Source organism: Mesorhizobium sp. B2-4-12, assembly GCF_006441575.1.
Classification (GTDB): Bacteria; Pseudomonadota; Alphaproteobacteria; order Rhizobiales; family Rhizobiaceae; genus Mesorhizobium.
The window spans coordinates 177,229-190,570 of record NZ_VFVC01000002.1; the positions used below are offsets into that span (position 1 = coordinate 177,229).

Sequence of the window (13,342 nt, forward strand, 5' to 3'; positions counted from 1 at the left end):
TCAGTGACGTTTGGTCCCTTCGTCCTGAGTTTCCGCATAGTCCTGTGTATTGGCGCCAAAGAGATCCTTTTCGACAATCTTGCGCCAGACCATATCTGCATTCGCCGGGCGAGACGGATCGAGCCCTGACTCGGTCTGCTGCGCGTTCTGGCGTGGGCGCCGGCGCAGCCAAGTGGGCATGATCTCCCGAATGAGGCTTGCGAGTTGGGTCATTGCCGGCTCCTTCGGTTCATGAGATGGTCAGGCGGTAAGTCTCTTCGCATTACTCCGGCTCACGGCGTCCAGCCAGGCGAGTGCCTCGTCGACATTGGCAAGCGTATGGTGCGCGGCTGTCGGTGCGCGCGGTCTGATACGTACCGAGACCCCATCCATTTCGTTGATGACGTCGAACCCGTTCTCATCGGATGTATCGTCGCCAAGAAACACCGGGCATCGTTCCCTGAAAGCCGGTTCCGCCATGAAGCGCCTGATCGCCGCTCCTTTGGCAGCCTCAAGCGGCATCAGCTCGACCCCTGCATTGCCAGCCAGCACCCGATATCCCGGGGGCAACCTGTCCAACGCCCGTTCGACCAACTGTGTCGCACGCTGAAGCAAGTGCGGCGCCGCACGCGTATGAATGGCAAGGATCGGTCCCTTGCGTTCGATATAGACATCAGCGCTGGCCAGTTCCGCCTCGATTTCCCCGGCAAGTGCTGCAATGTCGGCCGGCTCGCCCGCCGCCTCCACCGGACCATCCCGCGCCAGCCTGTGCTCGAGACCATAAAGTCCGGCGGCGCGCAGTCGAAGGGGCTGGAAGAGATGGTCGACAGCGGCAATCGACCGTCCCGTGATAAACGCCAACGCTCCGTCCAATTGCGCTTCAAGTCTTGCCAACAGCATGCGTAACGCGTCATTGACAACCACTGCGTCAGGATGCGCGGCATGTTCAAGAAGCGTACCGTCGATGTCCAGGAACAAGGCCCATGGCCCTTGGGGAACGTCAGGCGCGGGCAGGTTCGGAAGTATCGACATCACAGAGCCGCCACCCGCTTGCGGTCGAGCAACGATATCACGTTACGTGGAGCCATCGGAGCGGCACCGACGGCGCGATCGATTTCAATACGTTTGCGCAAGCGCGCGGCGTCGAGCAGCATGCTGCCTGCCCATCGATAGACATTGTTGTCGCGAACGACCTCACGCATGCGCTGCATGCGCTGGCGCTGCTCCTCTTGCGACATGGTCAAAGCCTGAAGCAAGACGTCGCCCATCATTGCCGCGTCATAGGGATTGACGATCAGCGCCTCAAGCAACTCCTTGGAAGCTCCAGCGAACATACTGAGCAGCAGGACACCCTGTTCGTCGTCACGCGCCGCGACAAATTCCTTGGCGACCAGGTTCATGCCGTCATGCAGGCTTGTGACCATGCAAACATCAGCGGCGCGATAGAGCTCGTAGACCTGTTCTTGTGAGTGGTGTTCCGTCACCATCACGACGGGCGTGTAACCCTCGCGACCATAGCGTTGGTTGAGATCCTCTGCCTGACGCAGGCACTCTTCATGCAACTGCTGATAAGCAGGCAAGCTTCCGCGGCTGGGCGCGGCGATCTGCAGGAACGCCACCTTGCCGATCCATTCGGGATGGAGTTTCAACAGTTCATCGAGCGCGTTGAAGCGATCGAGGATACCCTTGGTGTAGTCGAGACGTTCAACGCCCACGCACAGTCTGATATTTTCAGCCAGTCCGAATCTCTCACGAACACGCTGGCGGCATTGCGCCACGTCAGGCAATTTGCCGAGTTGCACCGGCGGCCATTCGATCGAAATCGGATAGGCGTGAACCAGGCTGACCTGGCCACCATAGGAGATGGCCGAATCCTCCCGCTCGATCCTGCTCTCGAGAAAGCGGTCGACGCTGTCGATGAAGTTGTTGCAATGGAACTGGGTGTGAAAGCCGACAATTGAACTGCCGAGCAGGCCTTCGAGAATCTTCTCGCGCCACGGGCAGATGCTGAACACCTCCGAATTCGGCCATGGAATGTGCCAGAAGGTGATGATGATAGCCTCCGGCAGGCGCTCCCGGATCATCCGCGGCAACAACGCGAAATGGTAGTCCTGGACCAGCACTATGGGCCGTTCGTTGCGGGCTTCCGCGACAACGGTGTCGGCGAATTTGCGGTTGACCGCCTCGTAGGACTCCCAATCGGAGGCGCGGAATATTGGCCGGGTGAAGGCGATATGGCACAGCGGCCAGAGGCCCTCATTGGCAAAGCCGAGATAATAGCCTTGCTGTTCTTCTTCGCTCAGCCAGACACGACGCAACGTGTAGGAAGGGTTTTCGGGCGGTACCTCGACCCTGTCATTTTTGTCGACCACGAGCGTGTCGGCCGACCCACCGCCATAGGCGATCCACGTGCCTGCACAGGCCCGGGTGATCGGCTCCAGGGCAGAGACAAGGCCGCTGGCGGGTACGACCAACTGTATGTCCTCTCCCTTGCGGTTGTGGATATACGGCTCGCGATTTGACACGACGATCACCTGGGCATCGGGAAGCTCCGTCGCCAATATGTGACGCAGCGTTTCGGGCGACCACTGCACCAGCGCAGCGGCGGCGGACTGCCCATTCTTCGCGAATTCCGGCAATGGACCGCGAGCCGGCTCAACCGTCACGGCGGCAAGCTTCCTGCTCCTCTTCGCCCGCAACATCATGGTCGCCCGCGCGATGATCAGGATGCCGACAGCTACAAGGACAAGAAGCCACAAGGCGGACGAGGGAGCGACCAGGTACGAAGTGTTGTCGGGCATTTGAAGTCAATTACCTTTCAACGGGATGCCGCGGCGGGCCTCGTCGACTGAGTTCCGGCACCCATCGTGCGGGGGTCCAACGTTCGCGGCGCGCGATGGTTCCGATGTTTTCAGCTTCTGACCACGAGAGGCACCAGCCCCTCATGGCGATCGGCCAGGAAGGCGCCGACGCGGTCCCCTACCCGCTGGAATGTCAGATCGACAGCAACACCCGCGACCGCGAGATGGCGGACCACCAGATTGTCGATGCCGATTGGCAAGCGCGGCCGTGTCACCTGGATTTCACCGGTCCAGCCGTCGATCTGAAGGCCGAGACACGCCTGCATGAGCATGAAGGCCGAGCCTGCCGACCAGGCCTGCGGCAAGCACGCGACCGGATAAGCGATCGGCGCCTCGCCAGGTGCGCGGGTGAAACCGCAGAACAGCTCAGGCAGCCGCATGTTGAAATGGACTGCGGATTCGAATGTACCGCTCATCAGCCGCACCACGCTGTCGCGGATGCCGTATCGCGCAAGGCCTGCCGCACAGATCGCGGTGTCGTGTGGCCAGATGGAGCCGTTGTGGTACGACATCGGATTGAAGAAGATCGCATCATCCGCCAGCGTGCGCAGTCCCCAGCCGGTGTGGAATGAAGCCGACAGCAATTGGTCAGCGACGATCCGCGCGCGATCCGGGTCGGGAAGGCCGACATAAAGCAGGTGTCCGGCATTGGACGTGCGCACCTTGCAAGGCTGGCCGTCGCCGTCCAGGGCCAGCGCATAATAGCCAAGCTCCTCCACCCAGAAATGGCTTTCGACCCGCTGACGGATTTCCTGAGCGCGCCTCTCCCAACCTTCGGCCTTCTCGTCTTCGCCGCGCAGCCGAGCCAGCTTCGCCAACCCCTGGAACGCCGCGAAGACGTAACCCTGGACCTCGACCAGCGCGATCGGCCCCTTCGGGATGCGACCATCGGCGTGGAAAACGGAATCGAAACTGTCCTTCCAACCCTGGTTGGCGAGGCCTGATTCCGCCGCACGGAGGTAGGTGACAAATCCTGTCGGCCGGCTCGCGGCTTCGATCCATTCGGCGGCGGCGCACAGCGACGGCCACAGGACATCGATAAGGTCCGTGTCGCCAGTGCGGTCAGCATAGGCACAGGCAAGATGGACATAGAGCGGCGTGGTGTCGACGCCGCCATAGTAGCGGCCGAACGGCAGTTCGCTGAGCGCCGTCATCTCGCCCTTGCGCGTTTCGTGCATGATCTTGCCGGGCTGGGAGTCGCTGAAGGGCGAGGTTTCGGTTGCCTGGTGTTGCGCAAGAAAGGCGAGCACGCCGCGCGCCAGGCCGGGGTTGAGCCACAGCATTTGCAGCGCGGAGATCACCCCGTCCCTGCCAAAGGCCGTCGAGAACCATGGAATGCCGGCATAGGGATAGGGACCTGTCGCCAGCTCCGTTGTGAGCAGCGCCACGTCGGCACGCGCCCGTTCGATCCAGTCGTTGAACACCCTGCCGGAGCTGTGCAGCGTTGCGCCGTGGCGACGCTTGGCGCGCATGCCGAAACGCGCGCGGGCGGCCGCAGCGCGAAACCGCTCGCGTTCGGGCGTATCCCTGGCATCGGTGCCAACCTCGACATACAGCGTCTTGCGACTGCGCTTGGTGACGGCGATGAGGAAGTCCGCTCGTTCCGAGGTCAGTTCGTCGGGCACTTGCGAAAACGATATCGCCGATTTGCGCTCGACCTTGTCCAGCCCCTCGTAGCGAAGCATCACGGAGCTCCGGCCAACCTCGGCCGTATGTGAGGTGCCCCGCTTCGGCCGCGTCGATCCACGAACTTCGAACATGTCGCGGAAATCGGCGGCAAAGCGCAGCGAAAGCAGGATGGTGGAATGCTCCCGGCCGTAGTTCGACAGCGTCAGCCGCTCATAGAGGCGGTCCTGCCACAGCAGCCTGACGCGCTCGATGTGAATGGCGCCTTGCGCAATGGGCCGGCCACCAACGGTTTCGATCGGCAGATTGGTGAGATTGGCGGTGAACAGGACATTGTCCTGGCTGAGCGACGCACCAAGAAGGGATGTCGAACGGCCGCCGATCGCGAGGCGATATTCAGAAAGCACGCGCGTGTCATCGCGGAAGAACCCGTCGCCGACACCACGGATGTCGCCATAGGCATCGGCGACGGCAAAGCAATCGCCATGCTTGAGCGCGAAGAGCCTGTGCGGCTCCCTGGGCGCGGTTTCATCGAGTGAAGCCAGCGCTATCGCCGGATCAAGCTTGCGTTCGTCGAGTTGGATGATGGTCAAGAAGACTGTCCCCGTGTTGGGTTTCCGAACGGGTGAAGGGGCCTAGGAGGCTCTGCTTTGCTGATGGCCGTCGCTCAGCCGGGAATAGGCCGCGACATAATCCCTGGCCATTCTGTCGGCTGAAAACCGCCTCTCGAAAACCGCTCTTATTCGCCGCCTGTCGAGTTGGAGGAGAGCCGGCATCGTCGCCACAGCATCTTCAATGGTTTCGACGACGAAGCCGCTGACCCCATGATCGATGATCTCGGGCATGGCACCGCAACTCCAGGCCATCACAGGGGTACCACAGGCCATGGCCTCGACCACGGCAAGGCCGAAAGGCTCGGGCCAATCGATGGGAAACAGCAAGGCTGCCGCATTGCCAAGAAACCTGTTCTTCTGGTCCTCGCCGATCTCGCCGACATATTCGACCCGGTCGCCATCGATCATCGGTTGGACGACTTCCTCGAAATAAGCGCGATCGCCATCGCCGATCTTGGCCGCGAGCTTGAGTTTCAGGCCGGTACGGCGGGCGATCTCGATCGCCCGATCCGGCCGCTTGTCACGCGACATCCGGCCAAGAAAGGCAAGATAGGAACCATCCGATCCTGCCTCGAAATCGGGCTCATAGAGCTCGATCGGCAGCCCGTGATGGATCGTGGCCAGCCAGTTCGCGGATGCGAATCGCGCTCGCTGGCTGCGGGATATGGAAATCATCGGGAACCGCGGGAACCGATCGTAGGCTTGTGGGAGGTCGGCGTAATCCAGCCTGCCATGGGGCGTCGTCACGGTCCGCTGCGGCATGTCGCGGAAAAACGGGAAATGCAGGAAATGGCTGAGATGAAAATGAATGACGTCAAAATCGTCGGCCCGTTTGCGCACCTCGTCGAGCATCGACAAATGCGCCGCTATCTCGGATTTCAGCGGACGAGGATCGAGACGAAGCGCCCGTTCACGGCATGGCACCAGATTGGCTGAGGTCTTCGTATCGCCGCTGGCGAACAGGGTCACGCTATGGCCGAGGTCGACGAGAGCCTCGGTAAGGTAGGAGATGATACGCTCCGTGCCGCCATAGAGCCTTGGCGGCACGGATTCGTAAAGCGGTGCGACATGGGCAATCTTCATGGCCCGGCGTTCCCTCAATGAGCTGGTCATAGGGCGAAATGCTTCAGGCGCGGGATCGTTCCTGTCTTACGAGAAGATGGAGCGAATGATGGCCAATTCCCTGTTTGATGTTCGATCAAGCCGCCCTATTTCCTGTTTGTGCTGCCGATATCGCACGCATGGCAGCCAAGGAGGCCCAGGTGCAGGAATCGAAGGATGTTGCAGCCCGACGTCTGAGCATGATCATCGAACAATATGTCGAGGCCAGAAAGCGGCGTTTTGGTTTTGTGTCGACGGACCAGGCTGCCCGAGTGATCCGTAGAATCCTGAAACCCGCTCCTTCGGACCCGGCACTCTCCGACCGCAAGCTCGACGATATGGTCGCCGCCCTCGCCGTCAAGAACGGCCTGCCCGTCTTCTTCGACCGCGGCCTCAGAGGACCGGCCGGCACCGAGGCCGACCTGAACAGAAAGGAGCCGATCATGCGAGCACCAACGGAGACCCCGGATGTTGCCGGCGCGGTGGATGCCATCCTGAGCGGTCAGACGGCCCAGCTTTCTATGAAAGCGGTGATCTCGCTGCTGCGGGAACGGACCGGCACCAAACGGTCGGACGCGGATTTGGAAGGACTGATTGCAAAGAAAGCCGCCGTTCTGCACGTTCATTTGTCGCAGAGCGGCTGAGCGGTCGATCACCTTGTGCCGCGGTGGACTAGCTCGCCCAGCCCGTGCGGGATCTCCGCACGGAAATCGAAGGATGATTGCGAAGCTGATCGGCGCTGTCACCGGTAGTGAAGACGCGCCTTCGAACGAAACGGATCCTCTGCCTTGCCCTTGCACATGTCGCTCACTCTTGTTGTGAGACGGAGACTAAGGCCGTCGTCGGCGGGTCAACTGCGGCGGCTGGCCCGCGCCAGGGAGTACATCGCTGCCAGCAACAGCTCAAAGGCAGGCGTAAGCACGATAATCTCTTCGAAGCTCCATGCCAGGAGCGCGATCATACCGACAAATACTCCAGTCCAGAGGCTGGACGAGACGGCCGCTTTGGCAATCTCTCGCACAGCAATCCATACGTAGGCACCGTAGCCGGCAACCCCGATAAGACCAAAGTTCACGGCCAGCCACAGAATCGAATTGTGCGGGTTCCATGTGATACTGTAGCCCATCTCGATCAGATAGACAGATCGAGGCGCGCCGACGATCGGATGCAGCCTCAGTGCATCGACGCCGGAGCGCCAATATTCGAACCTAGCCATCAAGGACGCCAAGTGAGGCATATGTGGCACGGCGTCCCTTAGGACATATAGAACAACCAGGCCGACTGCGCAGAGGATCGCTGCCGACGTCGCAGCTTTCACCGGGTTCACTTTCGAGCGCAAGACATAGACGCCAGTGACAACCACTAGCATGGCTATCCCAAAGCGGGACAGGGTCAGAAACACAAGGATACCAAAGACCCCGGCGACGAAAGGAAGCCCGGAAAAAAGCGTTACCGCGAATAGAAACACTAAAAAAACGGCGATATAATTCGACAATCCAAGGAAGCTTCTGGCTCTGTTTTTCAGGTCGTAGAACCCTTGATCTCCGACCTTAGGCGAGAAAGCTTCCCTGCCAGCGGGCGCAGCTACTGATGGCGTTTGAGGGGAAGGATTTTCGGCATCGATTGATGCGGGATCTTGCGCCAACGGCTGCACGATGATGGGGCGGGACGTGGTCCTTTCCACGTCCGCTGCATATGCAGCCTCGACATTGGCCGCGTCCTGGCCCGGCAGAAGAAACGCGCCGTTTGGAACAAACACGATCATCGTAATCATAATTGCGGCGGTCACCGCGCCGCCGGCGATCATGGACCGAAGCGCCATCCGATCAGAAATAGAGGCGCGCCTCAGCGCCACGATCGTCAAGCCTGCAAAGGCAACCGGTAGCCAGACCGCCAGATCGGATTTCCATCTGAAGGCGGGGTTACCGAGATACATGCCGAACTGGATCAGGATGACGACGACTATCACCAAGAGCGGAACGCAGGCCGGAGGGAGCCGCAAGTTGAACTGGGCGCGGCTCATGAAGAATACCGGCAATATCAACGTGCTTATCGGTAGCGTAATCTTGCCGAGCCATACGCCACCCAGGAAAATGGCGCCAACAAAGAAAGCCGCCAGCCAAACGTGAAACGTCTTGACGTTACTGTTTGTAAGACTCAATGTCGCCCCTTGGTCAAAATTGGAATAATAACCTATACGACGGGTGCTCGATATAAGACTTAAGGATCTTGACGCCGGTCGTGTGATCAGCTGGATGCCGCAGCCCTGGCAGGTGATGTTGCAATCCCAGACGGTGAACTCGCGTGCCAGGCACTTGCGCGAGTTCGGTCCCCATATAGTTGCCCTGGGTATTCATAGTCGTGCTGGCGATGAGCATGTTTGGTGAGCGCGATGGGATTCGAACCCATGACCTACTGATTAAAAGTCAGTTGCTCTACCGGCTGAGCTACGCGCTCCCGCGGGCTCGAAAAGGCCGCCCCCGAAATTGCGCGGAACATAGGGAGAGTGCCGCGAGCGGTCAACCGGAAAAGACGGCTCGGCAGCCGCTTCTTCGCCCCTAAATCGCGGCACCTTTGCCTGCTGGTACCGGTCGGGCGGGCAGTCCGTCAGGAGTGGGCCACGATCTCCACCCGATAGCCGCCGCCCGCCTCCCGCGGAACAAATCGCGTGCGACGTTCGTTTTCCGTCGACAGGGACGTTCGCAAAACCCTCGAGGAGAATACCATGAGCAGAGTCAAATCGGGCCTTCTTGCTGCGGCCCTCTCAGCCACACTCATTGCTGCGGAGACCGTGCCGGTCAACGCCCAGCCGGCCTATGTGCCCATGCCCGAGATCGCAACGCCGGATGTGCAGACGGTGCAATATCAGGAATGGAGGCGAAACCGTCCGTTCAATCGCAGTTTCTCGCGCAATCGCAGCTTTGCTCGCAACGGCGACATGTATTGGAACGGCCATCGCGGCTATCGTGAGTATCATCGCGGCTATCGCCGCCATGGCGACTACTGGTTCCCGCTTGCGGCCTTCGCTACCGGCGCGTTGATCACTGGCGCTATTGTCAACAGCGAGAACCACCGCGTTTACGAAGGCAATGCCCACGTGCAGTGGTGTTATGACCATTACCGAAGTTACCGCGCTTCGGACAATACCTTCCAGCCGAACAATGGTCCTCGTCGGGAGTGCCGCTCCCCCTACTGATTGGAGCTATCAAGGACGAGTCTCTTTAACCCCGCGCCGACGGGCGCGGGGTTTCCCATGGTCTTGAGATCGTAAAAAAGACCGAATCAGTTGGCCCAGCCGATCCTTTTGATGATTAGATAAAGTCCGCCACCTTCGCCGCTTGGAGAGCGATAGGCGCCAAGGGCATTGCAAATCCGCACCATTGCTCCGGTCAGTTCCCAACCGAGCGGTTCAAGGTCGTTGATCCCATCCGTCACATAGGCCCGGGCCAATTCGTCTATGCCATTCTTCTCCCCGAAGGACCGAACCAGCTTTGCGTCGCCGAGGAGTTCACCAGGCAAATTTGCGTTTGCCCAGGCCCAGAGCCAGTTGTTCGCCTTGGCGCTCGTGGTGCCCGCGATCTGGATCTCGGCAATGACCTTGACCGTTCCTTCCTCCGAGAACAGGAGCTTCCCAGTTTTCAGGTCATAGTCGTAGCGCGGCCAGGTGCCGAGGCGGAAATCTTTGTGCAGGCGCTCGTTCTTGACCTTCAGCTGTTCGAAGGCCTCATCGCGCCAATCAGAATACCAATCTGGCTTCATTTCCCCCACATCCATCCGCACAGTCCCTTATTGCGAGCTCAGGGTCCTGCGCACGGCATCGCGCCAGCCTGCCAGTTTGGCGGATCGTGTGGCGACGTCCATGTCCGGTTTGAATCGCCGGTCGAGCGCCCAGGTCTTGGCGAATTCCTTCGCCTTGGGCCACACACCTGCCTTCGAGCCGGCGAGCCAGGCCGCACCGAGCGCGGTCGTCTCCAATATGGTCGGGCGGTCGACCGGCGCGTCGAGTATGTCGGCTAGGCGCTGCATCGTCCAGTCCGACGCCACCATGCCGCCATCCACGCGAAGTACCGTGGCTGCGGCGCCTTTCCAATCCTTGTGCATGGCATCCAGCAGGTCGCGGGTCTGGTAGCCGACAGATTCGAGTGCGGCGCGGGCAAATTCCGCCGGGCCCGAATTGCGCGTCAGCCCGAAGATGGCGCCGCGCGCGTCCGCGTCCCAATGCGGCGCGCCCAGTCCGACGAAGGCCGGCACCAGATAGACCTGCTGCGCCGGATCGGCCTCGGCAGCCAGTTTGCCGCTCTGCTCGGCCTTTCCGATCACCTTGATGCCGTCGCGCAGCCACTGCACGGCGGCGCCGGCAATGAAGATCGAGCCTTCCAGCGCATAGGTGGTCTTGCCGTTCAGCCGGTAGGCAATCGTGGTCAGCAGCCGGTTCTTCGAGCGCACCAGATCGGCGCCGGTATTGAGCAGCGCGAAGCAGCCTGTGCCATAGGTGGACTTCATCATGCCTGGCTCGAAGCAGGCCTGGCCGATGGTCGCGGCATGCTGGTCGCCGGCGACACCGAGGATTCGTATCTCCGCGCCAAACAGGCTCTTTTCCGTCACCCCATAATCGTCGGCGCAGTTCTTCACCTCAGGCAGCAAAGCGGCGGGGATACGCAGGATGGAAAGCAGTTCGTCGTCCCAAATATTCTCAGCGATGTTGTAGACCAGCGTGCGCGAGGCGTTGGTGGCATCGGTGGCGTGGACCTTGCCGCCGGTCAGCCGCCAGATCAGGAAACTATCGATGGTACCTGCCAGCAATTCGCCCCTCTCCGCGCGTTTCCTGGCGCCTTTCACCTTGTCCAGCATCCAGGCGATCTTTGTGCCGGAAAAATAGGGATCAAGCAGCAGCCCTGTCTTGCGGGTGAATTTCTTCTCCAGGTCCTGCTTCTTCAATTTTTGGCAGAGCGGCGCGGTGCGGCGGTCCTGCCAGACGATGGCATTGTGGATCGGCTTGCCGGTCGCCTTGTCCCAGATGACGACGGTCTCGCGTTGGTTGGTAATGCCGATGGCGGCCACATCCGAAGCCTCACAATCGGGGGCCCTCAGCGCGGCTTTCACGGTAGCCACGACACTTGCCCAGATTTCTTCCGGATCGTGCTCGACCCAACCGGACGCGGGATAGTGCTGGGTGAATTCCTGCTGCCCGCTGCCGACGACTTTCATGTCGCCGTCGAACAGAATTGCCCGGGTCGATGTCGTTCCCTGGTCGATTGCCAGCACAAAACCGCTCATTCCCGCGTCCTCCGCCTTGACACAAAGAAGGGAGACGGCAATGCGCCGCCTCCCCCAATTTCACACGGGCACGGCGCCCGCATGGATCGTCTTACTTCTGCCAGCTCTTGACCAATTCGTCATAGTTGATGGTGATCGGCTTTTCCTTCTCGTTATCGAGCTTTAGCTGCGGCGCGAGGTTGCCCTTCTTCACCGCGTCGGCGTTCCAGTAAGCAAGGTCATGCTCTTCGGCCATCTTCGGACCGATATCGCCCTGGACACCCGACTTCCCGATACGCTCCAGAACCTTCTCCTGATCGGCGCAGAGGCCATTCATTGCCTCCTGCGGCGACTTGGCTCCCGACGAGGCGTCACCGATGTTCTGCCACCAGAGCTGCGCCAGCTTCGGATAATCGGGAACGTTGGTGCCAGTCGGCGTCCACTGTACGCGCGCCGGCGAACGGTAGAACTCGATCAGCCCGCCGAGCTTGGGAGCGCGTTCGGTGAAGCTCTTGTCGTGGATCGTGGAGTCGCGGATGAAGGTGAGGCCGACATGGCTCTTCTTCACATCCACGGTCTTGGAGATGACGAACTGAGCATAGAGCCAGGCGGCCTTGGCGCGGTCGGTCGGCGTCGACTTCATCAGCGTCCACGAGCCGACGTCTTGGTAGCCGAGCTTCATGCCGTCCTTCCAGTAGGAGCCGTGCGGCGACGGCGCCATGCGCCACTTCGGCGTGCCGTCGTCGTTCATGACAGGCAGGCCGGGCTTGACCATGTCGGCGGTGAAGGCGGTGTACCAGAAGATCTGCTGCGCCACGTTGCCTTGCGACGGAACCGGGCCCGATTCAGAGAAGGTCATGCCTTGCGCCTCCGGCGGCGCATAGGCCTTCAACCAGTCGAGGTATTTCTGGATCGCATAGACCGACGCCGGGCCGTTGGTATCGCCGCCCCGCGCCACGCATGAGCCGACCGGGCGAGAGTTCTCGTCCACCTTGATGCCCCATTCGTCAACCGGCAGGCCGTTCGGCAGGCCTTTGTCGCCATTGCCGGCCATCGACAGCCAGGCGTCCGTAAACCGCCAGCCGAGCGACGGATCCTTCTTGCCGTAGTCCATGTGGCCGTAGACCTTCTTGCCGCCGACGTCGCGGCCGGTGAAGAATTCAGCGATGTCCTCGTAAGCCGACCAGTTGACAGGCACGCCGAGGTCATAGCCGTACTTCGCCTTGAAGTCGGCCTTGTTCTTCTCGTCGTTGAACCAGTCGTAGCGGAACCAGTAGAGGTTTGCGAACTGCTGGTCGGGAAGCTGGTAGAGCTTCTTGTCCGGCGCTGTGGTGAACTTGGTGCCGATGAAGTCGTTGACATCGAGCATCGGATCGGTGACGTCCTTGCCTTCGCCCGCCATCCAGTCAGTCAGGTTTCGCACCTGCTGGTAGCGCCAGTGGGTACCGATAAGATCCGAATCGTTGACCCAGCCGTCATAGATGTTCTGGCCGGTCTGCATCTGGGTCTGGATCTTCTCAACGACGTCACCTTCCTGGATAACGTCGTGCGTGACCTTGATGCCGGTAATTGCGGTGAAAGCAGGCGCCAGCACCTGCGATTCGTACTGGTGTGTGGTCAAGGTTTCCGAGACGACCTTGATGTCCATGCCGGCAAACGGTTTGGCCGCATCGATGAACCACTGCATTTCCTTTTCCTGGTCGGCGCGCGAAAGCGTCGACAGATCGCCTATCTCCTTGTCGAGAAAGGTCTTTGCTTCATCCATTCCGGCATAGGCATTGCCCGCACCGAGCAACAGGACAAGGGCAGTCGTTGACGTTAAAAATTGCCGTCGCATTGTGTCTCCTCCGAGTTTTTAAAAGGTTTCAAGTGCGATCTGGACCGTCCGCCGACACGCGGCCGCTC

Annotated in this window: 11 protein-coding genes and 1 tRNA gene; 2 read left to right on the forward strand and 10 right to left on the reverse strand. The window is 60.5% G+C overall.

Annotation, left to right across the window (positions count from 1 at the left end; translation table 11 throughout):
• From FJ934_RS02205 to FJ934_RS02225, 5 genes are all read right to left on the reverse strand, one after another.
• Positions 1-213 carry a hypothetical protein gene (locus FJ934_RS02205; RefSeq protein WP_140607018.1) on the reverse strand — a complete coding sequence of 71 codons (213 nt, stop codon included), beginning with the start codon at positions 211-213 and terminating at the stop codon, positions 1-3.
• A 27-nt stretch (positions 214-240) separates the two neighbouring features.
• Entirely contained in the window at positions 241-1,011 is a 771-nt protein-coding gene (otsB, locus tag FJ934_RS02210; protein WP_140607019.1) for a trehalose-phosphatase, read from the reverse strand.
• The gene (locus FJ934_RS02215) at positions 1,011-2,780 is read right to left on the reverse strand and encodes a trehalose-6-phosphate synthase (RefSeq protein ID WP_140607020.1); all 1,770 of its coding nucleotides are present in this window, start codon (positions 2,778-2,780) and stop codon (positions 1,011-1,013) included. The genes otsB and FJ934_RS02215 overlap by 1 nt, the downstream gene beginning before the upstream one ends.
• A 110-nt stretch (positions 2,781-2,890) precedes the next feature.
• Positions 2,891-5,059: an amylo-alpha-1,6-glucosidase gene (locus FJ934_RS02220; protein ID WP_181165479.1), complete on the reverse strand. Its 2,169-nt coding sequence runs from the start codon at positions 5,057-5,059 to the stop codon at positions 2,891-2,893.
• Positions 5,060-5,101: 42 nt separating this feature from the next.
• Positions 5,102-6,163: a glycosyltransferase family 4 protein gene (locus FJ934_RS02225; protein WP_140607021.1), complete on the reverse strand. Its 1,062-nt coding sequence runs from the start codon at positions 6,161-6,163 to the stop codon at positions 5,102-5,104.
• 107 nt (positions 6,164-6,270) lie between these two features.
• Between FJ934_RS02225 and FJ934_RS27885 the strand changes: the two genes are divergently transcribed.
• Positions 6,271-6,825 carry a hypothetical protein gene (locus FJ934_RS27885; protein WP_246671411.1) on the forward strand — a complete coding sequence of 185 codons (555 nt, stop codon included), beginning with the start codon at positions 6,271-6,273 and terminating at the stop codon, positions 6,823-6,825.
• A gap of 206 nt (positions 6,826-7,031) precedes the next feature.
• Here the strand turns inward: FJ934_RS27885 and FJ934_RS02240 are convergent, their stop codons facing one another.
• Positions 7,032-8,342, reverse strand: coding sequence for an O-antigen ligase family protein (locus FJ934_RS02240; RefSeq protein WP_140607022.1), 1,311 nt, complete (start codon positions 8,340-8,342; stop codon positions 7,032-7,034).
• A 220-nt stretch (positions 8,343-8,562) separates the two neighbouring features.
• A tRNA-Lys gene (locus FJ934_RS02245) sits at positions 8,563-8,638 on the reverse strand.
• A 268-nt stretch (positions 8,639-8,906) separates the two neighbouring features.
• On the opposite strand from FJ934_RS02245, the gene FJ934_RS02250 reads away from it, so the two are divergent.
• Positions 8,907-9,377, forward strand: coding sequence for a BA14K family protein (locus FJ934_RS02250; RefSeq protein WP_140607023.1), 471 nt, complete (start codon positions 8,907-8,909; stop codon positions 9,375-9,377).
• A gap of 86 nt (positions 9,378-9,463) precedes the next feature.
• Here FJ934_RS02250 and FJ934_RS02255 read toward each other — a convergent pair whose 3' ends face one another.
• The 3 genes from FJ934_RS02255 to FJ934_RS02265 form a co-directional block, all read right to left on the reverse strand.
• Entirely contained in the window at positions 9,464-9,955 is a 492-nt protein-coding gene (locus tag FJ934_RS02255; RefSeq protein WP_246671412.1) for a DUF6882 domain-containing protein, read from the reverse strand.
• A 12-nt stretch (positions 9,956-9,967) separates the two neighbouring features.
• Complete coding sequence (gene glpK, locus FJ934_RS02260; RefSeq protein ID WP_140607024.1) at positions 9,968-11,458, reverse strand: glycerol kinase GlpK; 1,491 nt, start codon at positions 11,456-11,458, stop codon at positions 9,968-9,970.
• 91 nt (positions 11,459-11,549) lie between these two features.
• Positions 11,550-13,274, reverse strand: a complete 1,725-nt coding sequence (locus FJ934_RS02265; protein ID WP_140607025.1) for an ABC transporter substrate-binding protein — start codon at positions 13,272-13,274, stop codon at positions 11,550-11,552.
• Positions 13,275-13,342 lie beyond the last annotated feature (68 nt).

What these genes read in the sequence shown, in the direction of transcription:
- FJ934_RS02205 (WP_140607018.1), bottom strand. Translation starts at nt 213, where the DNA reads ATGACCCAACTCGCAAGCCTCATTCGGGAGATCATGCCCACTTGGCTG.
- otsB (WP_140607019.1), bottom strand. Translation starts at nt 1,011, where the DNA reads ATGTCGATACTTCCGAACCTGCCCGCGCCTGACGTTCCCCAAGGGCCA.
- FJ934_RS02215 (WP_140607020.1), bottom strand. Translation starts at nt 2,780, where the DNA reads ATGCCCGACAACACTTCGTACCTGGTCGCTCCCTCGTCCGCCTTGTGG.
- FJ934_RS02225 (WP_140607021.1), bottom strand. Translation starts at nt 6,163, where the DNA reads ATGAAGATTGCCCATGTCGCACCGCTTTACGAATCCGTGCCGCCAAGG.
- FJ934_RS27885 (WP_246671411.1), top strand. Translation starts at nt 6,271, where the DNA reads ATGTTCGATCAAGCCGCCCTATTTCCTGTTTGTGCTGCCGATATCGCA.
- FJ934_RS02250 (WP_140607023.1), top strand. Translation starts at nt 8,907, where the DNA reads ATGAGCAGAGTCAAATCGGGCCTTCTTGCTGCGGCCCTCTCAGCCACA.
- FJ934_RS02255 (WP_246671412.1), bottom strand. Translation starts at nt 9,955, where the DNA reads ATGGATGTGGGGGAAATGAAGCCAGATTGGTATTCTGATTGGCGCGAT.
- glpK (WP_140607024.1), bottom strand. Translation starts at nt 11,458, where the DNA reads ATGAGCGGTTTTGTGCTGGCAATCGACCAGGGAACGACATCGACCCGG.
- FJ934_RS02265 (WP_140607025.1), bottom strand. Translation starts at nt 13,274, where the DNA reads ATGCGACGGCAATTTTTAACGTCAACGACTGCCCTTGTCCTGTTGCTC.